Source organism: Streptomyces sp. NPDC090022 (assembly GCF_044748145.1).
Taxonomy (GTDB): Bacteria; Actinomycetota; Actinomycetes; order Streptomycetales; family Streptomycetaceae; genus Streptomyces.
Genome location: NZ_JBIVFN010000020.1, coordinates 33,313 through 57,313 on the forward strand (window position 1 = coordinate 33,313; position 24,001 = coordinate 57,313).

Here is a 24,001-nt window from a genome sequence, read left to right on the forward strand (position 1 = left end):
GTGGCCGAAATCGAAAAGGACGAAGCTGACGACGCGTTTCCGCCTATGCGATGTCGTCCACCGCAAGCCCTGGCTCGCGGGCCGCGGTCGCCGGAGTCACCCCGCTGAACTCCCGGACGTCACGATGCAGGTGGGACTGGTCGGCGTAGCCGCTCTCCGCCGCGATCCGGGCCGCGTCCTCGCCCGCCGCCAGGCGGTGGACGGCGTGGTCGAAGCGGACCAGCTTCGCGGCGCGCTTGGGCGGGAGGCCGACCTGCGCCCGGAACCTGGACCACAGGCGTTTTCGGCTCCAGCCGACCTCGGCCGCCAGTCCCTCGACCCGGATCCGGCCGTGGCTGCCGACGATCCGGTCCCAGCACCAGGCCACCTGGGGATCCACGGACGGCCCCGCCTCTCCCCGGCGGGCGAGCAGGGCGTCCGTGAGGGCGAAACGGTCCTGCCATGACCGGGTTTCGATGAGTTCCTCCCGGATCCGCGGCGCGCTCCGGCCCCACAGGTCCTCAAGGCTGACGGCCCCGTGCTCCAGATCCGCCGGGGAGGTGCCCAGCACCGCGTACGCGGCCACCGGCGACAGCCGCACCTCCACGCACTCGACGTTCTCTCCCCGGACGTGAAGAGCGCCGTGCAGGAGTCCGGTGGCAAGGCTTGTCAGCTGCTGCCGGCCCGTGGCGGCATCCACGGTCAACGGGTCGTCACCGAGCTCCAGAACGAGCGTGACGGCCGGGTGCGGGATCACCCGCATGTCGACCGGTCCCGCGTGGCGGTCGCGGAATCCGGCCAGGCTGACGCCGTATGTCCGGCTGGGCCGTGACGGTCTCGCAACGTCCCACCTGGCCACCGCCTCACGCTCGCGCACGGGGGATCGCGTAGATCGCACGACCCCATTCTAGGCGGCGACCGAAGGGAACAATTGTCCAATACGCCGGCACGCACGGAAGGCGAGGGTGGGTTCATGAGCCAACACATCATCCAGAGCGCCTTCCAGGCGTTCGCCAGCAACGACCCGGACCGGATCTCCGCGGTCCTCAGCGAGGACGCCGAATGGCTTTCGCCCCCTGGGAACGCCACCGCCGTCGCACTCGGGGGAAGCAACCACATGGTGGGCAGGGAGGCGATCGTGCGCTTCTTCGCCCGGGACTTCCCCCGCTTGTACGCGCGTGACGTCGCGGTCACCTTCCGCGGGGTTCACGTCGACGGCGAGCGGGTGGCGGTGGAGGCGGCCATGACGGCGACGCTCGCCAACGGCGGCCACTACAGCAACGACTACTGCTTCGTCATCGAACTCCGGGACGGACTGATCCACCGTGTCCGCGAGTACGTGGACACAGCCCGCGGTCTGCGCATGGTCTTCGGTGAAGTTCCACGGTAGGTGTCCCGATCCAGCCGGTGGAAGGCGCCGGGCTTCCACGGCAGATGGGCAACGCCTGCTGTGTGGCCACGCCGGAGGCCGTTCTGGCGGCGGTGCACAAGTGGCGTTCTTCCCCGAGGGGTCCCCGACGGGATACGACTGGACGCGGAGCCGGTCGTTCTGGAGGTGAACGGTTGGCTCCGATCGTCGCCGCGTGCGCCGAGACCGGGACACTGTGCAGCCCGGCATCCGAGGGAGGGCCTCATGCTGATCGACTTCGTTCCCGACAGGGATCTCTACCCTTTCGAGTCGCGTTGGTTCGACTCGTCCGCCGGCAGGGTTCATTACATCGACGAGGGGACCGGACCGACGATCCTGTTCTGTCACGGCGCTCCGGCGTGGAGCTTCCTCTACCGCCACATCGTGAAGGACCTGCGCGACCGGTACCGGTGTGTCGCCGTCGACAACCTGGGTTTCGGACTGTCCGAACGTCCTGCGGGTTTCGGCTACACCCTCGCCGAGCACACCACCGTCCTCGGCGAGCTGATCGACCACCTGCGGCTCGACGACTTCGTTCTGATGGGACACGACTGGGGCGGACCCATCGGGCTGGGTGCGGTCACCGCGCGCGCGGACCGGGTGAGGGGGATTGTGCTGGGCAACACCGCGTTCTGGCCGATCGAAGCGGTCGCGAACCGGACTTTCAGCGTGATCATGAGTAGCCGTCCGATGCAGCGGAGAATCCTCGAACAGAACTTCCTCGTTGAGCGCGTCCTGCTCGCCGAACTGGGGCGCAAGCTCACCGCGGCCGAGGCCGACCACTACCGTGCGGTGCAGCCCACCGCGGCAGCCCGACGCGGACTCGCCATGACGCCCAAGGAAATTCGCGCCGCGCGCCCACTGCTGGACCAGCTGGCCCGGGACGTGCCCTCCCGGCTCGGCGACAAGCCGGCCCTGTTGGTGTGGGGAATGCAGGACATGGTGTTCCGTCCGAACACCTCTATCCCGCGGATGCGGGCCGCCTTCACCGATCTGGACATAGTCGAGCTGCCGCACGCGCGGCACTTCATCCAGGAACACACACCGGACGCGATCACGGCGGCGATCACGAAGCGGTTCCCGTGAGGACGATCGACGAACGCCCGTCACCCGGACCCGGACAGTGCGGCCGTCTCGCCGGCTGGGTTTGCGGGAACCGCGGCATGTCCAGGCGTTCCTGCTCGACTGGGCGCCCATCTTGACCGTCGGCAGGCCGATCACGAGCCGCTCGGCGATCTCGGCGTTCGACAGGCCGTTCGCGATCAGCACGAGCACCTCCTGTTCCCGCTTGGTGAGGCCGAGCAGCCGGGGGGCCTGCCGAGGGGTCTCGGTCGGGCGGGAGTAGTTCGCGATCAGGCGGCGGGTGACCGTGGGGGCGAGGACGCCCTCGCCCGTGGCGATGACGCGGATGCCGGCGACCAGGTCGGCCGGTGAGGCGTCCTTGAGCAGGAAACCGCTGGCACCGGCCTGGAGGGCCGGGAAGACGAACTCGTCCATGTCGAACATCGTGAGGGCCAGGACCCTCACCCCCGCCATGGTCTCGTCGGAACAGATCGCCCGCGTGGCCGCGATCCCGTCCATGACGGGCATCCGCAGGTCCATCAGGACGACGTCCGGCTTGAGTTCACGGGCGAGGTGCACCGCGGCAGCGCCGTCGCCCGCCTCGCCGACCGACTCCATTCCGGGGCTCGAATCGATCAGGACGCGGAAACTCCCCCGGTTGATCACCGGACCAGTCTGGCGGGGGCACCGGGGCCGGCACATCAGTCCGGGGACGGGACTGCCGGACGTCCGGCGCCGGCGGAACCCCTACCTGAGGATGAGTTCCGTTCCCTGCGCAGGCCCGTGCGGCAGCGCTCCAGTACGGCAGTGGTTCAGTACGGCAGTGGTTCAGTACGGCAGTCTGGCCGAGACCCGGAACCCGCCCCTCTCCCGTGGTCCGGCGGTCAGGGCGCCGCCATGGGCGGCGGCCCGCTCCCGCATGCCGACGAGGCCCAGCCCGCCGCCGGGGACGGTCGGCCGGTGTCCGGAGCCAGGGCCGTCGTCCTCGACCTCGATCGTCAACGCTCCGTCCTGCGCACCGAGGTGGACCCGGCACCGGGTCGGGGCGGCGTGCTTGACGACGTTGGTCAGTGCCTCCTGGACGATCCGGAACGCGGACAGCGCCACACCGTCCGGCAGGTCCTCCGGGCAGTGGGACCGCAGCTCGACGCGGACGCCCGCCGCCTCGGCCGTCCGGAGCAGCTCGGGCAGGTCCGACAACCTCAGAGCCGGCCGCCTGAGGTCCTCGGCGCTCGCCGCGTCGTGACGCATCACCTTGAGGGTGGCCCGCATGTCGCGCAGCGCCCTCTTGCTGACGTCCTCGATCACCTTCGCCCGCTCGGCCGCCTGCTCGACCGTACGCCGCACGCTCTCCCGCCGTTCCCGGACCGCCGCGCCGGCGGCCCAGGTGGCGCCCAGTACCAGCAGGCCGAACACGAGTTGCACGCCCAGGGTTCCGCCCTCGTAGCGTTGCCCGCCCGTCAACGTCAGCGCGGCCGCACCCGCTGTGCTCACCCCGCCGACGACGACCGTGGACAGCCGGGTCCCCCCGGGGCGGGTCACGGCCACCGGGTACAGGGCGTAGGCGGCGGCGAGGAACGGGACGGGACCGAGGCCGGCCGCCAGCGCGACGCATGCGGCGGTCAGGACGAACACGAAGACGGGCGTCGGCCTGAGCCGGCGGACGGCGAGCGGCAGTGCGGTGGCCGCCGACAACAGCCACACCGTGGTGTGGTCCACCGCACCGCCGAGGGCCGGCCTGAGGACCGACACCTGAGGGAGCAGTACGAACCCGAGTGCGGCGAGCACGTCGAGCAGGAGCAGGCGCCGGCGAGCGATTTCACCCATGCCCAGAACGTATGCGTTCACTTCGATGGACCGGGGTGAGAAGTCACGTCAGCGTGAAACCCCGTGATCAGGCCGGAGGCTTCGCGAGGGCCGCATCGCTGCCGGCCCAGATGTAGACGCGCGTGACGCCGGGCCGGAGCTCGTGCGCGTGGATCTCCGCGCACAGGCGGAGCGCGGCGCTTTCCGGCGTCTGCGCCTCACGGGGGCAGACACTCGTGCTGCGCACACCCTCGACGAGGGTTTCGGGCTCGGGGAGGCCGAGGTGGGTGAAGCCGTCGCTGCGGGTGTGGCCCGGGGCTTCCGGGTTCCGGTTCGGAAGCAGCTGAGTGCCCTCTCGCCGAAGCGGCTTCAGGAAGACGTCCGCCTCCGCGGTCGTCACGGTGAAGGCGAGCAGCGCTGCGTCGTACTGCGCGTTGGTGTGGAGCCCGGCACGCCGGTCGGTGGCCGTCTCCGGCACCCGCAGGCCCAACACGCCCGCCGTCCACTCGGGCGTGGCGTTCTCCTCCCAACAGCACGCCCGCCGCTCCTGCTCGGCCGGTTCCCGCAACCCGTGCACGACCCACAGGACCGCGCCGAGCACACCGAGGACGCATAGGCCCGAGAAGACCCAGGCACCGATGGCGAGGCGCCGCTGCCAGGGCTTCCGCCTCCCGGCACCGGGCGGAGCCGCCGGACCGTTCATCGGTCGACATCCCCTCCGCCGTCCCGGGCATGGCGCCCCGGGTCACTGCGTTCGCCGGCGCGCCCGGGCTCCTCAGGAGCGGGCACCGCCGCTCCGCTGCCCAGTTCGTAGTGCTTCACCGAGCTGCTCCCCGCCATGTTGAACTCCTGGGCCAGCCCCACCTTGTGCTGCCGGGCCGGTTCACCGTCGGGTATCTCGAACTTCCCGATGGTCACGCCCTTGCCCTCGTCCCAGTTGTACCGGTCCCAGACGTTGACCTGGTAGTCGAGCCCGACCACCGGCTTGCCGTCGGCGCCCGGTATGACCGTCACCACCCCCGTCACGTTCGAGCGTGCGCCGCCGACCGCGTAGAACCAATTGCGGTCCGCTCCCTCGGTGAAGTAGTAGTCCCTGTTCTGTGTCTCGACAGGCATCGCAACCGGGCGGCCCCCACTCCTCTCGTACTCGGCCAGTGCCTGCTCGCGCCACGCTGCCTCGTTCTCGAGCAGAAAATCGTCCGCGTGAGTCTGGAAGCCCTTGTTGTCGAAAGCATCTTGTCGACCGGGAGCTTCATGGGGGTCCCTGTGTTGTCCAGGTAGTGCTTCATGTGGCGGGAGGCGTCGTTCAGGTCGCCCCCGTCGGCACCGATGACGAGCAGGTTCATCTTCATCCTGGTGCCCCAGTCGTCCAAGCCGGGGTCCTCCGCCCCGTGCTTGCCGGACCCCCGGTCGGGCGCCACCTGCTTGACCGACGGGTTGAAGAGTCCGGCGGCGAGCAGGTCGTCCCGGTGGGCGGTCCACAGCTGCGCGCGGGCGTCCGGGCTGAGCGACTGCCACAGCCTTCTCAGTTCGGCCTGCTGGGCCGGCTTGGCGTCTTCGCCCAGCGCGGCCAGCTTCATGGCCCGCGGGAGCTGGTCCTGGTCCAGCGAGGTGTATTCGGCGTGGCCGGCGTTGTAGGGGTCGGCGCCGTGGGAGGCGCGCAGAGCCCGGGTGGCGGCCGCGTCCACCTCGGCCGCGTGGGTGACCAGGCCGGTGAGCGCGTCGGCGTACCAACGGATCATGTCCTGGGTGCGCTGGCTGGGCCCCTTCGCGTCGCAGATGGACGATTCCACGCGCACCTTGCCACCGCCGCCGTCGAACACCAGCAGCCCCGGATCCGGCTCGGGGTCGTGGTTCTGGTCGCCCTGCCTCGCCGCCTCGGCCAAGGTCTTCGCCTGCTTCTGGATCCGCGTCAGCTCCTCTTGGGCGTCGGCGAGGACCGCGTGAATGCTCTTGGCCTCACGCCGGAGGTCGTCCACCTCCTTCGCCGCGCTGCGGACGAACTCCCGGGTGACGGAAGCATCGACCCCCTCCCACCGAGCCGCCTCAGACTTCTTTACCAGGCCGTCGCGCACAGTGCCTTGCAGCTTCGCGAGTTCCTCCGCTGCCGTCTTCCACTCCGTGACGGCTTCGTTCAGCTTGGCGACGTCAAGGGTGATGAGGTCGGTCCAGGTGAAAGTCACTTCACGTACTTCTGTATCTCCGATACCGACATGGCGGAACCGTCGCGGTGACGCAGGCTGGCGGCGATGGCCTCGTCGTTGCGTGCGTGGGACTTCTTGGAGTAGTCGAGATGGTTGGATATGTGCGCGTACATCTGCAGCACCGTTTTGACCTGTGAGTCCCAGGTGGAGAGGGTCACCGAGAGCTCCGGCCCCATCGCCAGATTCTTGGCCGAGCACTCGGCAGCAGCCCGGCCGGTCGCACCGGTGCCGGCGATGTCCGACTTCTTGCGGAGTTCACCGTGGACGACGAACGCCTCGTGTCCGACGCTGCCCAGGTCGTCCTGGGTGACGACGAGGTCGTACGACGAACCACCCGTCGCGGCGGCACTCTGCTTGGCTGCTGTCCATTCCTCGTCGAACGTCACCGAAACCCTCCCCGTGGTGCGCACAGCTAAAGAGATCACCTTAACAACGCATGGGAGCAAGGGCGTTCAGCGCCGAAGGCCCAACTCGGCGAGCGTCACGGTGGGGCATTCATGCGGGTGTTCGGCGCTGGTTCCGGGGCGTCGGGGGCCGGGGGGTCACCGGGGAACGTGGGTGAGGAACCAGGACGTCGTCAGGATGGAGACCTCCGTGAGGGCGCCCGGTTCTTCGAAGAGGTGGGTGGCGCCCGGGATCACCGCCAGGTGGTTCTCGCAGCGCAGGGCCTGCTGGGCGTCGCGGTTGAGGGCGAGGACCGTGGGGTCGGCGCCGCCGACGATGAGGAGGGTCGGGGCGCGGACCGATGCCAGGGCGGGGCCCGCGAGGTCGGGGCGGCCGCCGCGGGAGACCACGGCCACGAGGTCCGCGCCGGGGGCCGCGGCGGCCCGTAGCGCCGCCGCCGCGCCCGTGCTCGCGCCGAAGTATCCGAGGGGTGCGGAGGTGCGCGTTCGCAGCCAGTCCGTGGCCCGGGTCAGGCGTTCGGCGAGGGTGTCGATGGCGAAGACGTTCGCCCGGTCCGTCTCCTCGGCCGGGGTGAGCAGGTCGAAGAGGAGGGTGCCCAGGCCCGCCCGGTTCAGGGCGGCGGCCACCGAGCGGTTGCGGGGGCTGAGGCGGCTGCTGCCGGAGCCGTGGGCGAACACCACCACGGCCGGCGGGGTCGGGGGGAGGGTGAGGGTTCCGGCCAGGTGGAGGGGGCCCTGTCCGGTCTCGATTTCGATTTCGGTCTCGGTCTCGACGTCTTCGGGGTCAGGGGTGGGGGCGGCAGAGGGGGCGGGCGGGGCCTTGGCTGCCTCCGTCAGGAGGGCGATCACTTCCTCGTCCGAGGTCTGGGAGAAGTCCTCGTACCACTGGCCGACCGCCGAGAACGCCCGCGGGGTGTCCAGGCACACCACCTCGTCCGCCGCCGCGCCGACCCGGGCGACCGCGTCCGGCGGGGCCACGGGGGCGGCCATCACCACCCGGCTCGCGCCCTGTGCCCGTACGACGGCGCAGGCGGCCGCCGCCGTCGCGCCCGTCGCGATGCCGTCGTCGACCACGATCGCCGTACGACCGCGCAGCTCGCGTCGCGGCCGGCCCTCGCGGAAGCGCCGGGCCTGCCGTACGAGCTCCGCCTCCTCCGCGCGCTCGACGGCCCGCAGGTCCTCCTCCCGCAGCCGGCCGCGCCGGACGATGTCGTCGCTGATCACGCGTACGCCGCCCTCCCCGATCGCGCCGAAGGCCAGCTCACGCTGGTACGGGACCCCCAGCTTGCGCACGACGATCACGTCGAGGGGCGCGCCCAGCGCCCGCGCCACGTGGAACGCCACCGGGACCCCGCCCCGGGGCAGCCCCAGGACCACGGGGTTCTGGGACGCGTACGCCCGCAGCGCCACGGCGAGTCGTCGGCCCGCGTCGTCGCGGTCGGTGAAGAACACGGTGACCCACCTCCCGCCCCGCCCACGTCCCCCCTTCCACCTCCGACGCAACCCCATGGGGGTGCGGCCCGCAACTCGGGGCGCGCGGCGGGCGACGGCTGTGGGCGGTCCCTACGAGGCGGTGCCGGCGGCCTCGGTGTTTCGTGGGCTGGGCGGTGCGGGTGCGGGTCCCTAGGGTTGAGGCAGCCCGCGCGGCGCCGCGCCTCCTTCCGGTGTCCCACGGGTCCGATCCGGACGAGCACGACGAGCACGACGAGCACGACGACGAGGACGGGGCTGCGGGATGCGTGAACTGGCACGGACGGCGCGGAGCTGGATCGCCGAAGGCCGTACGGGGTTCCTGGCACGGCCGGTGACGGAACAGGGCTTCGGGCCGCGGGACCCTTCCGGCGCGGTGCTGGTGGATCCGCGCGGGGAGTGCGTCGGGGCGCTGTACCGGGGGGTGTTCGACGCCGAGCTGGCCGCCGAGGCGGCCGCGTTCCCGGCCGGGGCCACCGCGCGGGTGTGCGAGGTGTCGGTGGGCGCCGCCGAGGCCGGGCAGGCCCGGCTGACCTGCGGCGGTCAGGCCGAGGTGCTGCTGCAGCCGCTGACGTCGGTACCCGGCGAGTGGTGGGACCTGCTGGCGGACGGGGCCGGGGTGGCGCTGGTGACCCGCCTCAACGCGGACGCCGACCAGGCGGTCAGTCACGTCGTCCGCGCCGTCGGTACCCCGGTATCGGACGCCGAGCGGCGGGCGGAGGAGATCCTGGGGACGCACCGGGTGGGGCGCGACGCGCTGTACGGCGACGCCGGGCTGGTCCTGGTCGAGGCGTACCCGTCCGCGCCGTGCCTGGTGATCGGCGGTGGCGGGGAGCTGGCGCAGATCATCGCGCGGCAGGCGGAGCTGCTGGAGTGGGACGCGGTGGTGGTGGAGAGCGGGGCGGCGGCCGCGAAGCTGCTGCGGGACCGGCGCGACGCCGCCTGCCTGGTGATGCTGAGCCACGAGCCCGACTTCGACGTGCCGACCCTGCGGACCGCTCTGGCCGAGGGGGTCGCCTACGTCGGCGCGCTCGGCTCGCGCCGCACCCAGGCCCGCCGCCGCGAGGGCCTGCTGGCCGCCGGCGTGACGGAGGCCGAGCTGCGCGCGATCCACGGGCCCATCGGCCTGGACCTGGGCGCCCGGACGCCGGCGGAGACGGCCCTGGCCATCTGCGCGGAGATCCTCAGCGTCCTCGGCACCCGCGACGCGGCGAAGGCGCTGCGGGACACGGACGGTCCGCTCAGCGGCTGAGGCGGATCGGGAAGCCGGCTGCCGGCTTCCGAGGCGGATGCGGGTGGTTCTGCGGCGGCTCCGCCGGGTGGTTTTGCGGGTTTTCAGGTTTTTTTCCGGTTTCGCGCATGGGGTGATCCGGTCCGGGTAGACGACGGTCATGAACACGACCCTGAGCGATATCGCGTGGTTCGCGGTCGTCGGCATCGCCGTGGCCGGATTCCTGCTCGGCATGTTCGTGCTGGGCAGGAGGGTCCGCGACAAGGAGCCGCCGCCGCCGACCGCCGAGAGCCAGCCGCACCTGCCCGCCGGCGGGGCGGTCCACGAGGTCAGCGAGGAACGCGACCCGGTCGAGATCCCCAAGGGGGGCCTGCGCCCGCACGAGATGCAGGGTTACGGCAACTTCGGTTCCACCACGTCCGCCCACCCCGAGGCCGTGCGCGAGGCGCGGGATCCCGGGCATGGGTATCCCCGCAAACCCCAGCAGCAACCGTCTGCGGGCGGGACGGTACGACACGCCTGACCTCCCCGGCGGCCCGCCGTGCGGGGAGGTCCGGGAGCCCCCCTCCCGGACCTCCCCGCACGGCGGGCTGCCCTGTGCGGGCGCGGGCGTTGTCGCGCGTCATGCGTCCACCGTCACGCGTCCGGCGTCACGTCCGTCCGCACCCGCAGCACCTCCGGTGGCGGGTGCCGGCCGGCGGTGGCGCGCACTTCCGCCGACAGCGGCGGGTCCACCAGGTGGTACGGCACCTCGCCCCGCCCGATCGCGGTGGCCACCCCGGTGGCACCCGGCGACGGCAGGCGGGCCGCCAGGACGCGCGTCAGCGCGACCCGGGCCGGGGGCGAGAGGGGGCTGGAGACCACGGGAGGCTCGTCCTCCGCGCCCGGCAGCACCAGGACCAGCGCCAGCGGGCGGCGCGGGGTCCCGGTGAAGCCGACGACCGCCGCGTCGCGTACGTCGGTGTGGCGCAGCTTCTGCCAGATCCGCCGGCCGGCCGGGTAGGACTGGTCCAGCCGTTTGATCACCAGCCCCTCGATGCCGCTGGCCGGCAGGGTCTCGTACCAGGTGGCCGCCAGTTCCGGGTCGGTGGTCATCGGCACCGGCTGCAGCGGCGGCCCCAGCGGCAGGAGCAGGTCGACCAGGAGCGTGCGGCGGCGTTCGTACGGGCGGGCGCGCACGTCGAGTCCGGCGAGCTCCAGGACGTCGAAGGCGGCGTACGAGGCGGGCAGGCGCGCGGCCAGGACGGTGGCCCGGGCCGGGGTGGCCGCCGCGCGGCGCTGGACGAGGGCGAAGTCGGTACGGCCGGCGTGCCAGACCACCACCTCGCCGTCGAGCGTGGTGCCCGGCGGCAGCTGCCGGGCCGCGACCGCGAGGTCGGGGAACGCGGCCGTGACGACCCGGCCCGAGCGGGCCTGGAGGACCACGCCGGCGTCCGAGCGCACGACGACCATCCGGTGGCCGTCGAACTTGGGCTCGTACGCCAGTCCGTCCCCCACCGGCAGGGCGCGGACCGTCCGGGCGAGGGCGACGCGGATCACGGCAGCCTCCCGGCGTGTGCGGGGTCGGCCAGCGGGGCGAACAGGTCGCCGTCCCGGGCGAGCCGGGTGACGACCTCGTCGGCGAGGAAGGCCAGGTCCGCCGGGGCCCGGCAGGCGTCGACCTCCGGCCAGGCGACGGGGGCGGACACCAGGGGGCGGGCGCGGGCGCGCAGCGTGTAGGGGGCGGCGGTGGTCTTGGCGGCCGCGTTCTGGCTGTGGTCGACGAAGACCTTGCCCGGACGCAGGGCCTTCGCCATGCGGTGCACGACCAGGTCCGGCAGCTCGCGCTCGGCCTCCTGGGCGAGCCGCTTGGCGTACGCCGACACCTCGCCGGAGGGGGTGGGTTCCAGGGGGACGGACAGGTGCAGGCCCTTGGAGCCGGAGGTCTTCGCGTACGCCCGCAGCCCGTCGGCGGCCAGCCGCTCGCGCAGCCAGCGGGCGGCGGCGCAGCACTCGACGACGGTGGCGGGGGCGCCGGGGTCGAGGTCGAGGACGAGGCGGTCGGCGATCGCGGGGCGGCCGGCCCGCCACTGCGGGACGTGGAACTCGACGACGAGGTTCGCCGCCCACATCAGGGCGGGCAGGTCGCCGACGACCACCTGGCGGGCCCCGGGGTCCTCCGAGCGGGGCACGGGGGTGGTGCTCACCCAGGCGGGTGCGCCGGGCGGCGGATTCTTCGTGAAGAACAGCTGCCCGCCGGGGCCGTCGGGATAGCGCAGGAACGACATCGGCCGGTCGGCGATGTGCGGGAGCAGGGCGTCGGCGACGGTGGCGTAGTAGTGCAGCACCTCGCCCTTGGTGAAGCCGGTCTCCGGGTAGATGACCTTGTCCAGGTTGCTGAGCGCGATGCGACGCCCCTCCACGAGTGTGATCGGCGTCATACGATGAGACTGCCACGAATCGGGGAGATTGCCACGAATCGATCCGGGAGGACATGTGCGATCCATTTGGAACGGGGCGATCTCCTTCGGCCTGGTCAGCATCCCGATCAAGCTCGTGAACGCCACGGAGAACCACTCGATCTCCTTCCGGCAGATCCACCTGTCCGACGGCGGTTCTCTGGGGGTCACGGCTGTCGCGCGCTGATCTGACGAGAATCGGACCAGCTCAGAGCCGACCAGTGAACGTGTCGGCGTGCAACAGGTGTGGCGCGGGGTGGGTTCAGGCGGAGGCCCGCTTGGTGGTCTTCTTGGCCGCGGTCTTCTTCGTCGCGGCCTTGGCCGTGCTCTTGGTGGCGGCGGTGGTGGTCTTCTTCCCGCCTGCCTCCTTCGGTGACGCAGCCGCCTTCTTCGCCGCGGAGCCCGTTGCCTTCCTGGCCGGTGCCGTCTTCTTCGCCGGAGCCTTCTTCGCTGTCTTGCGGACAGGCAGGGTCCGGACCTCCGCCTCCGTCTCCCCGGCAGCACCGCGCTCCCCGCGCGACTCCTTGGCCGCGCGGACGCTGTTCTCCAGGGCGGCCATGAGGTCGATGACCTTGCCGCCCGTCGGGGCGGCTTCCTCTTCGTGCGGTAGCTCAACACCCTGGAGCCTGGCTTCGATCACCTGCTGGAGGGCTTCCTGGTACTCGTCGTGGAGCGTGGACAGGTCGAAGTCCTGGGACAGCATGTCCATGAGGGACCTGGCCATCTGCAGTTCCTGGGGGCGGATCGTGACCTCTCCCTCCGGCGCGACACCGGCGGCAGGCCGGACCTCGTCGGGCCAGAGACAGGTCTGCAGCACGAGCGTGTCCTCGTGCACTCGGAGCACGGCGAGTGACTCTCTCGACCGGATGGCGATCTTTGTGACGGCGATCTGCCCGGCCTCGGTCAGAGCCTGCTTGAGCAGGGCATAAGGCTTGTCTGCCGCGCGGTCGGAGGTGCCGACGTAGTAGGCCTTGGAGAACATCAGCGGATCGATGGTCTCGGCATCGACGAATGCCAGCACGTCGATGAGCTTCTTGCTGGGGAGGGGGAGGTCGGCAAGGTCTTCATCGGAGAGCATGATCATGCTGCCGTCCGGGGCCTCGTAGCCCTTGGTGATTTCTTCGTACGGAATCTCGACGTCCTCGGCTTCACACACACGCCGCAGCCGCACCCTGGAGCCGTCTTTCTCGTGCACTTGGCGAAGCGGGATGTCGTGCTCCTCCGTGGCGGTGAACAGCTGGACCGGGATCGTGACCAGCCCGAACGATATGGCCCCCTTCCAGGTCGCTCTCATGCCGCGCTCCTTCCCTGGGACCCTCAGGCTAAGCCGAGGTCAGACGCCGCGACACTCGGAACCCGCCCGGCCGCCAACCGGGCGGTATCAGGGTCAAGCCTGCGGAGAAGCTGGTCCGGCGACCGTGGTGATGGGCGGGACGAGAACGGCTTCACGGGGGCCGGCGGCAATCTCCGCGAGCTCCTCGGGCGGCTCCTCGCCACGACTGACGGATGCCACGTACTCCCGGGCCTGGTTCAAGGTGAGGAGTTGCGCCCGCTTGCGGAGCAGTCGCATCGCTGCGACCCTGCCCTCCGCTGCCAGGACACGAGCGACCGCGACGGGAAGAGCCTCCGGATCGCCGGGCCGAGGGGGTCCCTTCACGCGGTATCGGTAGTCGTCCTCCCAGTCATCCATGGCATAGGCAACGACGTAGATCGTGTGGACGCTGCCATCGTCGCCGTCCACGAGGTAGGGACCGATCCCGACGAGCATGTCCATGCTGTCCCGACTCCTGACCCACTGAGGGGACTGGACGAACACAAGCCAGCCAAGGGCATGTCTCTCTGTCTTCCAGACAACCACGGGCAGAGCCTCGACATGTGGCGACCTGGCGTCCTCGCGCGCCAGTACCTGCTCAACCAGCGCGATGGCGCGCTCCATGGGGATCATCCGCTCATGATGCGGTGGTTCGGGCACTCGACAAACCGCTTTGGCAGCAGGTGTCGACGTACAGGCGAGGGCTCTATCGCTGATCTTGTGATGGTGGCGAGTGTTCGAGTTGTCCTTGGTGACTGGTGCCAGGATGGACTTCTGCCGGACGCCGGAGTGAGGGGGCGACGTGGGCGAGCTGCCACGATGGCTTGAGATGTGGTTTGCGGAGAAGGAGGCCGAGTGCCGAGCACGGGGAACCAAGATGGTGCTGTGGCTTCGACCTGCTGATGGGCCCCCTGACCGTCCGGGGCGTAAGCCGATTGCCGACGCGAGGGTGACCGCCGAAATGGGGAGCCGCTGGGGCAACGCTGCTGTGTACGCCGAGGGCTGGGGCCATCTCATGGGGATCGATGACGTGACCGAGGTGGTTTGGCAGGCGGACATTCGCCCCGAGTCCCAGGCCGAAGTCGATGTGATCATCGGGCACCTGCTGGCCTGGATCGCGTCGACGGCCGAGGTACCGAGTTGGGCCGAAAGCTGAGAGAGCAGGTCTCGCGGGGAGCTCAGGATGCCCGGCCAGTCGGGACTGACGCCGATCACCCAGGCCGGTTCAGTGCGCGGGTGAGCTCCCGATTGGCCGCCCGGGCCGCCTGCAGGTCCTCCGTTCGTTCGTCGAGCTGACCCTGCAGATCGACTACTTGCTGTTGAAGCGTGGCGATCTGTCGTTGCAGCTGGTCAATGTCGACAGAGGCCCCGAGGCCCGAGTCGCGCCAGACCTGTTCGCCCAGGGACTCGGAGAGCCGACGCTCCAGCTGCCGAACCCGCAGGGACAGCCGGGAGTTGCGTTCCAGTGCGTTCGCCAGGTCCGCCTGCAGGGACGCCCGGGTGACTGCTGCGGCCTCCGAGGCCGGCGAGGGGGCTGCGGCCGCGGCATGGATGCGCTCCAGTAGGTCGCGGTGGCGATAGAAGAAGGACCGGTCGACCCTGGCCGCCCGGGCGATCGCCGAGACGGTGACCTCTTCGCCGGTCCCGACGGCTGCGGAAATCGCCTTGAGGACCCGCTCTCGGCGCCGGGCGGTCTCCTCGGAACGGCCTTCGCTCATACTCGTCATGCGGGCCTCGCAGGACGGAGGTCGGGCATGGGCTGCCGGACCCGCGGCATGCCCAGCATGACGCCTTGACGTCCACGGCGGGCAACGGTGATGGCTTCCTCGATCTCGGCCCGCTGGCCGGCATCGAGGTCATCCATCCCGTCCTTGACCCGTTTGATCAGTCGCCGCACCCGGCTGATCTCCTCATCGGATGGCACGGCCTCGGCCTTGGCCCAGTCGTCGGCGTCCAGGGCTGCCGCCAGGCGCTCACGGTTCCGGAGGAGGTCGGCCAGGTATGCCTCCAGGTCGGGCAGGTAGGAGACGTCCGTACGGAAATGCCCGCAGCCGACGCAGCGGAATCTGACCGGGCAGTCGTTCCCCCCGGCCGCAACGTTTGAGGGTTCGGTGCAGACGCCGTACGGGACGGCGACTTCGCCGACGGCCCGGCGGGCGTGCTCTGAGTCCAGGAGGGCCTTGGCCTGGCGCCAGACACGGTTCCCATGGCGATCGAACTGCATGGTGGACACGCGGTCCACAGCCTCGCGCCGCCGTTTCTCCGTCACGCGGTAATACCCCTGCGTGGTGTCGAGTGTCCGGTGATCCATGAGGACGCGCAGTACGTCAACGGGGACACCGGCGTCCGCATGCCGCTGGCAGTAGGTGTGCCGGTAGGCGTACAGGAAGACTTGCGCCTTGTCGAAGGGACGCATCCTGGTGACCATGACGCCATCCACCTCTACCTGGGCGGGAGCGGTGAAGTCGGGAAGGGACTGTACCCATTCCTTGTGGCGGCTGGAGAGCCAGCTTGATGTGATCGGTTTACGGCCGTGCGGATTGGCGCGCTGCGTGGGCAACAGAGCAAGTTCGCTCGTGGGAGTGGAGGGAAATTCCGTTCTTGTGCGCTGTTGTTGCTCCATGATGGCTTGTGCCGTTGCCTGTGAGATCGGCAGTCGTCGGCCGTTCCGCCGGGACTTGTAGTTGTCGTAGATCAGAACGTATTGGCCATCGGAGTCCTGCTTGAGGCAGTCCCAGCGCAGGTTGCAGATCTCGTGCGGCCTGCGGCCGGTGTCAATCAACAGCTCGACAGCAACCCGGTTCTCGATCCCGTGGCGTCCGAATTCGCCAAACGTCGGCAGTAGATCGCAGATTTGCTGCATCACCTGCAACGGCAGGTCCCGCCCGGCTTCGGAGTCTTCCGGATCGTCCGGAATGTCCTCGCGGAGCAAGGTGAAGTCATCGGGAAGTCCATGGAGGGGCCTCCCCGGCCGGGTCATTCCCAACGACTTCATCCTGCCGAGATGATTAACCAAGTATCGACAGATCCTCACCCGCTGCTTGGCAGAGGTTGCGCCGGTCTGTTGCAGGTAAGCGAGGCGATTCAAGAAGGCCGCCGCGTCAAGGCGACCGACCGCGCGAATCTCGTCACCTCTGTCGGCGCGCTGGATTGCGAGGCTCTCGGAGAGAGCGGCGAACGCGTTGACGACATCTTGAAGAGTGGCCATCACATTGCCCCGACGCTGGGGCAATGTGAAGAATGCCCACTCCTTCACGGCGCTTCGCAGCCAATCCTGGCGGATCTCCGTGAAGTTCAAACGGCCAGCATGGCCGAAAACTGAGCCGTCCCACAGATCCTTCGGCCGCTCACTCTCTGGTGTTCGCCCGGCACGGTCAACCAACGTCACAAGACTGCTGCACAGTCCGCGAATGCCTCGCACGAGCTGTGTGCAGTCCACTGAGGCGAGGGATGACACTTCTGCTTCCCTCAACCTGTTCGTGAGGGTTCGCAATGTGAAGTGGAGCGTGTGAAGGCCGGCCGAAGTGCGTGCCTGTACTCCGTAGAGAATCTCTGCGGTCAGTCGCTCAGGTAGACCTCGCAGACTGACCTCATTGGTCGCTGTGACGGGAGCTGCGATGAGTCTCCATCGGCTCTCCTCGTCGGCACCAACCAGGCCCCGCGACAGCGAGCTGTGCCAACGAACTCGGTGCGCGTGGCAGTACGGGGAGGACTTGCTGTCGCGCTTCCGATGGCAGGAGGAAACCTCGCAGGGGCCGATGTCGGCCAAGCCGAGCACGTCGTCGAGATCGAGGAACTCCTCCAATGAGACTTTCCGGCGCTGCATGTAGCCGATGTGACTCGTGCAGAGAGGTGTACTCCGTGAACGGAATGGGCGTTCACAGCCTGATACCTGGCAGTCCTCGACGCCGACGATTCGGCGGATGCCCTGTTCTGCTTCTGCGAACTCGTCCAACGGTGGCTTACCCGCCGCCCTCCAGCGGGTCTGACAGGCGGAGCACAGTCCTCTCGCAACGCTGGTCTGAAGGCATCCCTTTACCCGGCATGATGGCGAGCCCAGCTGTGGGTGGTCCGTAGGGAAGGACATGACTCTCCTCTCCCACGTCCATCCGAGAAGAGCCAGGAACTCCGGCTCCAGCGCAGCCCTGAGCGCTGCGAGGTCGGTGTGGGCCTCGTGGGGGTTGGAGAGCTCAGTCGGGACAGCCTTCAGTTGCACGTCGACTCCTCGGCGGAGAAGCCTCGGGGAGAGGGGACGCGTTCGATCGCGGCACGGAGGCGAGACGTGGCCGGGTGGAGGTACGGGCGGGCGGACTCCGCATGCTTGTGCCCAAGGAGCATCTGGATCTCGTCGAGGCTGCCGCCGGCATCCGCCAGGTTGCTCGCCATGGCGTGCCGCATCATGTGCGGCGCGACCCGCCGCTGAATGCCGGCCCGACGGGCCAGGCTCTCGATCGTCTCGCCGACCGCGTCAGGCGTGACCGGGGCCCCCAGCGGCTCGCGGAAGAGATTCACCAGGACGAAATCACTCCCCTCGGAGCCCAACCGTTCATGACGCTCCAGTGCGTACTGGTCGAAGGCCTGAACGACGAGGAAGTCCACTGGCAGGACCACTGCGCGTTTGGACTTCGACCAGGCCCCGTTCGGGTTCTGCCGACGGACCACGTGAAGATGGGCGCCTTCCGTCCGGCAGCCCAGCATTCCGGAGTCCACCATCAGGTGCACGTCGCTGCGGCGCAGGCCCGCCGCCTGGCCTCGCCGGAGACCCGCGCGGGACAGCAGCAGCACGAGCAGCCTGTCCCTGGCCGAGCGGCAGGCCCTGAACATGGCGACGATCTCCTCGTCGCTCGCCCGGTCGACCTCGCTCTCCGATTCGGGGAGCCGGTGCTGGGCCCGAACCCTGACCCTCATCCGGCTGTCCTCGGTCTGGGCCTGGGCAGGGAGGTCCCGGGTGTCACCAAGCTGGTAGAGCTGTTCGAGAACCCAGCCCGGCACCGAGCGCTCCGTCACCGCATGGGCCAGGAACCCTCGGACCGCGACCAGCACCCCATTGATGCGCCGGGCGCCCCGTGCCGGTTCGGTTCCGGCACCGGGTGCGGCGCCCTGCCCATCTGACCTCGACGTCTGCCACTTCAGCCACAGGATGAACGAGCTCAGGTCTCGGGCTGCCGTCCGCCAGTCGCGCCCTGTGGCCAGTGTCCAGCGGAGGAACAGCGCGATGGCTCCGGCGTACGACCTGGTGGTGGACTCAGCGCGCCCCTGGTTCAGCCTCAACCCTCGCAGGAACCGGTCGGCCTCGCCGAGCACCCGGAGATCGTGGTCGACGACGGTCCAGTACGCGTCACCGGATGGCATCCGTACACGAAACGCCTGCATGTAAGTCCCCTCGCCCTGTGAGTGATCGCCACGGCTCGCCACAGAGCAACACCCCCGGAGAACCGTCCCGACCTCCACAACGAGTCACGACAGCAACACGTCACGCAACATCCTGAGACCCCCCAGAGAACGGCGGCCGGATCCGCTACCGGAAGGTGTGCGAGCTGGACGGCGAGGAGGTGCCGACGGCGGAGATCGGCAAGGGGTACGAGGAGGGGGACGGGGCGATCATCCCGATCACGGACGCGGATCTGGCGCAGCTGCCGCTGCCGACCGCGAAGACGATCGAGATCGTGTCGTTCGTACCGGCGGCGCAGATCGATCCGCTGCAGATGGACGCGGCGTACTACCTGGCGGCGAACGGGGTGTCCGCGGCGAAGCCGTACACGCTGCTGCGGGAGGCGCTGAAACGGAGCGAGCGGGTGGCGATCGCGAAGTTCGCGCTGCGCGGGCGGGAACGGCTGGGCATGCTGCGGGTGGTCGGGGACGTGATCGCGATGCACGGGCTGCTGTGGCCGGACGAGATCCGCGAGCCGGAGGGGGTGGCTCCGGAGACGAAGGTGACCATCCGGGACGCCGAACTCGACCTGGCGGACGCGCTGATGGCGACGCTGGGGGAGGTGGAGGTGTCGACGCTGCACGACGACTACCGCGAGGCGGTGGAGGCGATGATCGCGGCGAAGTCGGGCGAGGCGATCGAGCCGGAGGTGCCGGAGGTGGCCGCGGGCGGGGACGCGCAGGTGATCGACCTGATGGCGGCGCTGGAGAAGAGCGTACGGGCGGCGAAGGCGTCGCGGGGCGAACCGGAGCCGTCGGCTGCCGCGGCGGAGGCGGACTCCGAGGTGACCCCGATGCGCCGCCGCGCACCGCGCACGTCGGCCCCGGCGGCGCCGAAGGCGGTGGGCGGCAAGAAGTCGACGGCGACGACCGCGAAGAAGACGGCGGCGGCGGCGAAGACTGCGGCAAGCACGAAGAAGACGGCGGCGGCGAAGAAGGCGGCGAAGTCCACGACCAAGTCGACGGCGAAATCAACGGCCAAGACGACGGCGAAGCAGCCGACGCCCCGCAAACGCAGCTCGGCCTGAGCCCGCCCCGGTCCCGCCGCGGCGAACGCCCCGGCCCGCCCCTGCGGGGCTGCCCGACCGGCACCGCCCGTGCCCGCGGGCGGCGGGGGCACCACGGCGCAGCACGCGCAACGGCCCGCCCGCCAGCCCGGCCGGGCGAACCTCGGCCCGCCACGTCAGTACGCCAGCCGCAGGCGCGATACGGGCCGACGCCCGTCAGCACGGCAAGCCCGCCAGGCCGGCGGGCCACCGGGCCACCAGGCCACCAGGCCGCCGGGCCACCAGGCCGCCGGGCCACCGGCCGTCAGACGGTGGACCACGTGTGGCGGTCGCGGGCCAGGGTGTAGAGGGCTTCGACGTCCGCCGGCTTGAGGACGCCGCCCTCGCGGGCCAGGTCCGTCGCGTCGCCCGGGAGCAGGACGCGGACGTCCCGCAGGGTCGGGGCCACCTCCACGCGGGAGGCGTCGACCACCGCCAGGGCCGGGCGGACCGAGGCGGTCAGGGCGTGGGTGGCGCGTTCGGCGGCGCGGCGGGCCCAGCGGACGTCGGCACGGGGTTCCGTGCGGCCCACCGTGACCAGCAGGTCGCCGACGTGCGCGCGCTGCCGCCGCCCCGGGACCGAGCGGACGCACAGCACGCCCGCGGGCCCGATCAGCAGGTGGTCGACGCGGCCCGCGCCCGGCAGCGGCACCGCGTGCAGGACGCGCCAGCCGGCGCCCTCCAGCGTGTCGAGTTCGGCGCCCATCCGCTGCTGCGCGAGGAGGTCCTGGCGCATCCGGTGGCGGGCCCGCTGACCCGCGCCGCCGTGGTCCAGCTCGCCCAGCAGGGCCTCGCCGGGCCGGTTGGGCGCCAGGTCGTCGTCGGGGTGCAGGGCGAGCCGCCGCAGCTCGGCGGCGTTCGGCACCGGCGGCGGGCCGACCGTGTAGGAGCCGGTCAGGTACGGGCGTAACGCCGCGAGTGCCGCGTCCGTGTGCTGGGCCATCAGGATGCTGACCCGGCCCGCCTCGCGGTCGTACCAGGCCACGCTGCGCCCGTCGGCCAGCGTGACGTAGAGCCTCCCCCGTCCGGGCCGGCCGGTCGGAACCACCTTCATGCCCTCACCCCCGCGGTCCATGGGACCAGGCCGGCCGGCCGTGGGCAATCCCCCGGCTGTGTAACGACTCCGCCGCCCCCCTGCCGGGTGTCTGTTACACAACCACGACGCCTCCGCAACCCCGGGCCCCTACGGTGGTGCCGCCCGGAGCGAACCGGGCACCGACGCCCCGACCAGCCGAGGGACCTTCGTGAACACCGTCCGCCGCACTGTCGTCCGCGCCGTCGCCGTGTCCGCCTGCGCCGCGGGCGTGCTGGCGCTGCCCGCCGCGGCCGCCCTCGCCGACGGGGCACCGGCCGCCGTGGCGCGCGGTTCCGTCGAGCCGCCGCGGACGCTGGTGAAGACCCTCTCGCTCGCCGACGGCGTGTCCACGGCGCACGTGTACCGGATCGCCGAGGGCGCCTACCAGGCCGACGTCCTGTCCCGCGGCGCCAAGGTCGCCACGCTCACCAGCCGCGCCGGCGCCCCCGGCCAGGCCGGCAGCGGCACCCTGCGGATCACGCTGCGGCCCGACGGCGCCGTCTCCTCGTGGGTGGAGAACGGTGTCGCGGAGCGGGACGGCGCCACTGCCTCCGGGCAGCCGGCCGGCCAGGACGGCCACAAGACCGCCGTCCGTACCGCGGGGACCCCTGCCGCGGAGGTCCGTACCTCGGACGACGTCCGGTCCTCGGACGTCCGTGCCTCCGAGGACCGGGACACCGCTGCCACCACCGAGGCGCTGCGCCTGAACACCCTGGCCGACGGCCCCGGCGGCGGGGTGCTGCTGCTCGCCGCGGGCGGCGGCATGGCGGCCGTCGGCGCCGCGGGCCTCGGCTTCGCCATGCTGCGGCGCGGCCGTACGGAGTCCTGAACCCCTCGTTCCACTCCTGGCACCCCGCCCACCTGCCCGGTTCCGGGCGCCCTGCGTCGGCGGAACGTCCGCGCCCCGCTCTAAGGTGGACGGGAAGATCCGCCGCCGCAGCCGCGCCGGACGGACACCAGGACACAGGGCACCAGGACAGTGGGTGCCAGGACGCGGGAACGGAGGACGCAGGCACCGGTGAAGCCGTTCCGTACCAGCAGGACCGCCACGCGCGCCGCCGCCCCGCCCGGGGCCGCCGCGCGCACGGCCGCCGCGCGCGGGGCCGCCGCCGTCCTCCCGCTGGCCCTGCTGGCCTGCGCCTGCTCCGACACCGGTGGGCTGGACGACGCCGGTAGCGTCCCGACCGCCAGCGGGCCCGTGCACCTGTGGCCGGGCCGGCAGGGCGCGACCGTGCCGCCCGCCGACCCGGGCGGGGCGCCGCCCGAGTACGTCAAGGGCATCCCGCCGGTCAAGGACGAGAACGTGCACGGCGTCGACCCGCTGGCCCTGGTCCAGGCCGAGGTCAGCAGTCAGGCGCGCGCGGACGTCGGCCCCGACGGCATGCCCCAGGAGACCGCCGAGGCGATCCGGACCTGTCACACGGGCCGCCAGAAGGCCCCGTGCCCGGTGCTGATGCCGTACTACCGGGATCTGACCGGCAACGGGAAGGACGAGCTGATCGTCGGTATCGAGCTGCCGGACCGGATGCTGTCGGTCCGCGTCTACACCGCCGACGCCGACGGCCGGCTCAACCGGATCATGGCCACGCAGGACACCCCGGTCAGCGTGGAGCTCGCCGGGCGGGACGTGATCCTGCGGGTGCCCAGCGGCAACCCGGGCTACGAACTGATCACCGCCTGGTCCTGGGACGAGAAGCAGCGCACGATGCTGCCCACGCGCGAGCAGATCGTCCGCGTCCCCCAGTCCCCCGGCCCGGCCCCGTCCCCCGCCCCGAGCGGCCGCCGATGAGACCCCGGCTGCCGGCCTGGACGGCATCGCTGACGTGGAAGTCGGCGTGTTTCATCGTCATCATGTGCTGCGCGCTGGCCGCCGTGCTCGGCGCCCTCGTGCACGTCGAGGTGACCCGCCAGACCGTGGCCACCGCCCGCGAGAAGGCGCTGGGCAAACTGACCGAGGCCTCCCGCGCCTACGAGGCCGGCGAGGGCCTGCCGCCCGAGACGGGCCTGGACCTGCCCGGCCTGCCGCGCGAGCTGCGCGCGCTCGCCGTCTCCGGCCACCGCGGCACGATGGTCGCCGACCTCGACGGCCGGGCCACCATGTGGGCGGCGGCCCCGGCCGACGGCCGGGCGCTGGCCACCGCCATCGACTACAGCCAGAGCGCGCGCACCATCAGCGGCCTGGACAACGCGATCATCGGCTCGTCCGTGCTGGCCATCGGCGGCACCCTGCTGCTCGGCGCGTTCGCCGTCACCCGGGTCACGCGCCGGCTGCACCAGACGGCCCTGGTGGCGCGCCGCATCAGCACGGGCGACCTGGACGCGCGCGTGGACGATCCGCGGACCAAGAACCCCTCCCGGCACCAGGACGAGGTGGCGACCGTCGCCGGCGCGCTGGACACGATGGCGGCGAGCCTGCAGGCGAAGCTGCTGAGCGAGCAGCGCTTCACGGCGGACGTGGCGCACGAGCTGCGCACCCCGCTGACCGGTCTGCAGGCGGCCTCCGAGCTCCTGCCGGAGGGCCGCCCGACGGAGCTGGTGCGCGAGCGGGTGCGCACGATGCGGCAGCTGACCGAGGACCTGCTGGAGATCTCCCGGCTCGACTCGGGCAGCGAGAAGGTGGAGGCGGACCTGCACCGGCTGGCGCCGCTGGCGGAGCGGGTGGTGCGGGCCTCGGGGACCGCCACCGAGATCGTGGTGGTGCGCGATCTGTACGTCGAGACCGACCGCCGCCGCCTGGAGCGGGTGCTGGGCAACCTGGTCGCCAACGCCCACAAGCACGGCCGTCCCCCGGTGACCTTGACCGTGGACGGCCCGGTGGTGACCGTACGCGACCACGGCGACGGCTATCCCGGCTACCTGGTGGCGCACGGCCCGCAGCGCTTCCGTACCGAGTCCGGGGTGGCCGCCAAGGGCCACGGCCTGGGGCTGACGATCGCGCTGGGCCAGGCCGAGGTGATCGGGGCGCGGCTGCTGTTCCACAACGCGGCGGACGGCGGCGCGGTGGCGGTGCTGGTCCTCCCGGCACCGCCGGACCGGCCCGCCCCGCCCGACGGAGCGCGGTGACGCGCGTAGCGTGCCCGGGTAGCAGGAGCGGGCGCGGGCCCGACTGCGGGCCCGGGTAGCAGCAGCGGGCGCG

Annotated in this window: 23 protein-coding genes and 3 pseudogenes; 10 read left to right on the forward strand and 16 right to left on the reverse strand. The window is 71.2% G+C overall.

Annotated features, from left to right (window positions below; all coding sequences use genetic code 11):
* Window positions 1-43: 43 nt before the first annotated feature.
* Window positions 44-742 carry a helix-turn-helix domain-containing protein gene (locus ACIPXB_RS27800; protein WP_401454166.1) on the reverse strand — a complete coding sequence of 233 codons (699 nt, stop codon included), beginning with the start codon at window positions 740-742 and terminating at the stop codon, window positions 44-46.
* A gap of 210 nt (window positions 743-952) precedes the next feature.
* Between ACIPXB_RS27800 and ACIPXB_RS27805 the strand changes: the two genes are divergently transcribed.
* The gene (locus ACIPXB_RS27805) at window positions 953-1,369 is read left to right on the forward strand and encodes a nuclear transport factor 2 family protein (RefSeq protein ID WP_401454167.1); all 417 of its coding nucleotides are present in this window, start codon (window positions 953-955) and stop codon (window positions 1,367-1,369) included.
* 243 nt (window positions 1,370-1,612) lie between these two features.
* Entirely contained in the window at window positions 1,613-2,473 is an 861-nt protein-coding gene (locus ACIPXB_RS27810) for a haloalkane dehalogenase (RefSeq protein WP_401454169.1), read from the forward strand.
* A gap of 123 nt (window positions 2,474-2,596) precedes the next feature.
* On the opposite strand, the pseudogene ACIPXB_RS27815 reads toward ACIPXB_RS27810, so the two are convergent.
* From ACIPXB_RS27815 to ACIPXB_RS27845, 7 genes and pseudogenes are all read right to left on the reverse strand, one after another.
* Window positions 2,597-3,151: pseudogene (locus tag ACIPXB_RS27815) on the reverse strand (response regulator); the annotation flags it as partial.
* A gap of 126 nt (window positions 3,152-3,277) precedes the next feature.
* Entirely contained in the window at window positions 3,278-4,276 is a 999-nt protein-coding gene (locus ACIPXB_RS27820) for a sensor histidine kinase (RefSeq protein ID WP_401454171.1), read from the reverse strand.
* Window positions 4,277-4,343: 67 nt separating this feature from the next.
* Complete coding sequence (locus tag ACIPXB_RS27825; RefSeq protein ID WP_401454173.1) at window positions 4,344-4,958, reverse strand: hypothetical protein; 615 nt, start codon at window positions 4,956-4,958, stop codon at window positions 4,344-4,346.
* Entirely contained in the window at window positions 4,955-5,272 is a 318-nt protein-coding gene (locus ACIPXB_RS27830) for a hypothetical protein (protein WP_401454175.1), read from the reverse strand. Before ACIPXB_RS27830 ends, ACIPXB_RS27825 begins: the two co-directional genes overlap by 4 nt.
* 5 nt (window positions 5,273-5,277) lie before the next feature.
* On the reverse strand, window positions 5,278-6,438 hold the full coding sequence (locus tag ACIPXB_RS27835) for a hypothetical protein (protein WP_401454176.1): 1,161 nt from the start codon (window positions 6,436-6,438) through the stop codon (window positions 5,278-5,280).
* A complete protein-coding gene (locus ACIPXB_RS27840; RefSeq protein WP_401454177.1) occupies window positions 6,435-6,845 on the reverse strand; it encodes a hypothetical protein in 411 nt (136 codons plus the stop codon). The genes ACIPXB_RS27835 and ACIPXB_RS27840 overlap by 4 nt, the downstream gene beginning before the upstream one ends.
* Before the next feature lie 156 nt (window positions 6,846-7,001).
* Complete coding sequence (locus tag ACIPXB_RS27845; RefSeq protein WP_401454179.1) at window positions 7,002-8,315, reverse strand: phosphoribosyltransferase family protein; 1,314 nt, start codon at window positions 8,313-8,315, stop codon at window positions 7,002-7,004.
* 283 nt (window positions 8,316-8,598) lie between these two features.
* Here ACIPXB_RS27845 and ACIPXB_RS27850 point away from each other — a divergent pair, with 283 nt between their 5' ends.
* Both ACIPXB_RS27850 and ACIPXB_RS27855 read left to right on the forward strand, forming a co-directional pair.
* On the forward strand, window positions 8,599-9,585 hold the full coding sequence (locus ACIPXB_RS27850; RefSeq protein WP_401454180.1) for an XdhC family protein: 987 nt from the start codon (window positions 8,599-8,601) through the stop codon (window positions 9,583-9,585).
* Between the two features lie 139 nt (window positions 9,586-9,724).
* On the forward strand, window positions 9,725-10,087 hold the full coding sequence (locus ACIPXB_RS27855) for a DUF6479 family protein (protein ID WP_401454181.1): 363 nt from the start codon (window positions 9,725-9,727) through the stop codon (window positions 10,085-10,087).
* Window positions 10,088-10,200: 113 nt separating this feature from the next.
* On the opposite strand, the gene ACIPXB_RS27860 is transcribed toward ACIPXB_RS27855, so the two are convergent.
* Both ACIPXB_RS27860 and ligD read right to left on the reverse strand, forming a co-directional pair.
* Entirely contained in the window at window positions 10,201-11,100 is a 900-nt protein-coding gene (locus ACIPXB_RS27860) for an ATP-dependent DNA ligase (RefSeq protein WP_401454285.1), read from the reverse strand.
* Window positions 11,100-11,984, reverse strand: coding sequence for a non-homologous end-joining DNA ligase (ligD, locus tag ACIPXB_RS27865; protein ID WP_401454183.1), 885 nt, complete (start codon window positions 11,982-11,984; stop codon window positions 11,100-11,102). Before ligD ends, ACIPXB_RS27860 begins: the two co-directional genes overlap by 1 nt.
* Before the next feature lie 55 nt (window positions 11,985-12,039).
* On the opposite strand from ligD, the pseudogene ACIPXB_RS27870 reads away from it, so the two are divergent.
* Window positions 12,040-12,165, forward strand: a pseudogene (locus ACIPXB_RS27870) (Ku protein); the annotation flags it as partial.
* 99 nt (window positions 12,166-12,264) lie between these two features.
* Here the strand turns inward: ACIPXB_RS27870 and ACIPXB_RS27875 are convergent.
* Both ACIPXB_RS27875 and ACIPXB_RS27880 read right to left on the reverse strand, forming a co-directional pair.
* Window positions 12,265-13,296 carry a Ku protein gene (locus ACIPXB_RS27875; protein ID WP_401454185.1) on the reverse strand — a complete coding sequence of 344 codons (1,032 nt, stop codon included), beginning with the start codon at window positions 13,294-13,296 and terminating at the stop codon, window positions 12,265-12,267.
* A 93-nt stretch (window positions 13,297-13,389) separates the two neighbouring features.
* The gene (locus tag ACIPXB_RS27880) at window positions 13,390-13,947 is read right to left on the reverse strand and encodes a YrhB domain-containing protein (RefSeq protein ID WP_401454187.1); all 558 of its coding nucleotides are present in this window, start codon (window positions 13,945-13,947) and stop codon (window positions 13,390-13,392) included.
* Window positions 13,948-14,116: 169 nt separating this feature from the next.
* Here ACIPXB_RS27880 and ACIPXB_RS27885 point away from each other — a divergent pair, with 169 nt between their 5' ends.
* Window positions 14,117-14,470, forward strand: a complete 354-nt coding sequence (locus ACIPXB_RS27885) for a hypothetical protein (protein WP_401454188.1) — start codon at window positions 14,117-14,119, stop codon at window positions 14,468-14,470.
* A 55-nt stretch (window positions 14,471-14,525) separates the two neighbouring features.
* Here the strand turns inward: ACIPXB_RS27885 and ACIPXB_RS27890 are convergent, their stop codons facing one another.
* The 3 genes from ACIPXB_RS27890 to ACIPXB_RS27900 all read right to left on the reverse strand — a co-directional run bounded on the left by ACIPXB_RS27890 (window position 14,526) and on the right by ACIPXB_RS27900 (window position 18,687).
* Window positions 14,526-15,032 carry a DUF6262 family protein gene (locus tag ACIPXB_RS27890; protein WP_401454189.1) on the reverse strand — a complete coding sequence of 169 codons (507 nt, stop codon included), beginning with the start codon at window positions 15,030-15,032 and terminating at the stop codon, window positions 14,526-14,528.
* Between the two features lie 5 nt (window positions 15,033-15,037).
* On the reverse strand, window positions 15,038-16,612 hold the full coding sequence (locus tag ACIPXB_RS27895) for a tyrosine-type recombinase/integrase (protein ID WP_401454191.1): 1,575 nt from the start codon (window positions 16,610-16,612) through the stop codon (window positions 15,038-15,040).
* A 908-nt stretch (window positions 16,613-17,520) separates the two neighbouring features.
* On the reverse strand, window positions 17,521-18,687 hold the full coding sequence (locus tag ACIPXB_RS27900; RefSeq protein WP_401454192.1) for a tyrosine-type recombinase/integrase: 1,167 nt from the start codon (window positions 18,685-18,687) through the stop codon (window positions 17,521-17,523).
* A 125-nt stretch (window positions 18,688-18,812) separates the two neighbouring features.
* Here ACIPXB_RS27900 and ACIPXB_RS27905 point away from each other — a divergent pair.
* Window positions 18,813-19,772 (forward strand): annotated as a pseudogene (locus tag ACIPXB_RS27905) (Ku protein); the annotation flags it as partial.
* A gap of 283 nt (window positions 19,773-20,055) precedes the next feature.
* Here ACIPXB_RS27905 and ACIPXB_RS27910 read toward each other — a convergent pair.
* Complete coding sequence (locus tag ACIPXB_RS27910) at window positions 20,056-20,844, reverse strand: nuclease-related domain-containing protein (protein ID WP_401454194.1); 789 nt, start codon at window positions 20,842-20,844, stop codon at window positions 20,056-20,058.
* 190 nt (window positions 20,845-21,034) lie between these two features.
* Between ACIPXB_RS27910 and ACIPXB_RS27915 the strand changes: the two genes are divergently transcribed.
* From ACIPXB_RS27915 to ACIPXB_RS27925, 3 genes are all read left to right on the forward strand, one after another.
* Window positions 21,035-21,694 carry a hypothetical protein gene (locus ACIPXB_RS27915; RefSeq protein WP_401454196.1) on the forward strand — a complete coding sequence of 220 codons (660 nt, stop codon included), beginning with the start codon at window positions 21,035-21,037 and terminating at the stop codon, window positions 21,692-21,694.
* A 189-nt stretch (window positions 21,695-21,883) separates the two neighbouring features.
* Window positions 21,884-22,654 (forward strand): hypothetical protein, encoded by a 771-nt coding sequence (locus ACIPXB_RS27920; RefSeq protein ID WP_401454198.1) that lies wholly within the window; start codon window positions 21,884-21,886, stop codon window positions 22,652-22,654.
* On the forward strand, window positions 22,651-23,928 hold the full coding sequence (locus tag ACIPXB_RS27925; protein ID WP_401454199.1) for a histidine kinase dimerization/phospho-acceptor domain-containing protein: 1,278 nt from the start codon (window positions 22,651-22,653) through the stop codon (window positions 23,926-23,928). The genes ACIPXB_RS27920 and ACIPXB_RS27925 overlap by 4 nt, the downstream gene beginning before the upstream one ends.
* Window positions 23,929-24,001 lie beyond the last annotated feature (73 nt).

Coding starts and splice junctions, on each gene's coding strand:
- ACIPXB_RS27800 (WP_401454166.1), bottom strand. CDS start 742: ATGCGGGTGATCCCGCACCCGGCCGTCACGCTCGTTCTGGAGCTCGGT.
- ACIPXB_RS27805 (WP_401454167.1), top strand. CDS start 953: ATGAGCCAACACATCATCCAGAGCGCCTTCCAGGCGTTCGCCAGCAAC.
- ACIPXB_RS27810 (WP_401454169.1), top strand. CDS start 1,613: ATGCTGATCGACTTCGTTCCCGACAGGGATCTCTACCCTTTCGAGTCG.
- ACIPXB_RS27820 (WP_401454171.1), bottom strand. CDS start 4,276: ATGGGTGAAATCGCTCGCCGGCGCCTGCTCCTGCTCGACGTGCTCGCC.
- ACIPXB_RS27825 (WP_401454173.1), bottom strand. CDS start 4,958: ATGAACGGTCCGGCGGCTCCGCCCGGTGCCGGGAGGCGGAAGCCCTGG.
- ACIPXB_RS27850 (WP_401454180.1), top strand. CDS start 8,599: ATGCGTGAACTGGCACGGACGGCGCGGAGCTGGATCGCCGAAGGCCGT.
- ACIPXB_RS27855 (WP_401454181.1), top strand. CDS start 9,725: ATGAACACGACCCTGAGCGATATCGCGTGGTTCGCGGTCGTCGGCATC.
- ligD (WP_401454183.1), bottom strand. CDS start 11,984: ATGACGCCGATCACACTCGTGGAGGGGCGTCGCATCGCGCTCAGCAAC.
- ACIPXB_RS27875 (WP_401454185.1), bottom strand. CDS start 13,296: ATGAGAGCGACCTGGAAGGGGGCCATATCGTTCGGGCTGGTCACGATC.
- ACIPXB_RS27880 (WP_401454187.1), bottom strand. CDS start 13,947: ATGATCCCCATGGAGCGCGCCATCGCGCTGGTTGAGCAGGTACTGGCG.
- ACIPXB_RS27890 (WP_401454189.1), bottom strand. CDS start 15,032: ATGAGCGAAGGCCGTTCCGAGGAGACCGCCCGGCGCCGAGAGCGGGTC.
- ACIPXB_RS27900 (WP_401454192.1), bottom strand. CDS start 18,687: ATGCAGGCGTTTCGTGTACGGATGCCATCCGGTGACGCGTACTGGACC.
- ACIPXB_RS27910 (WP_401454194.1), bottom strand. CDS start 20,844: ATGAAGGTGGTTCCGACCGGCCGGCCCGGACGGGGGAGGCTCTACGTC.
- ACIPXB_RS27925 (WP_401454199.1), top strand. CDS start 22,651: ATGAGACCCCGGCTGCCGGCCTGGACGGCATCGCTGACGTGGAAGTCG.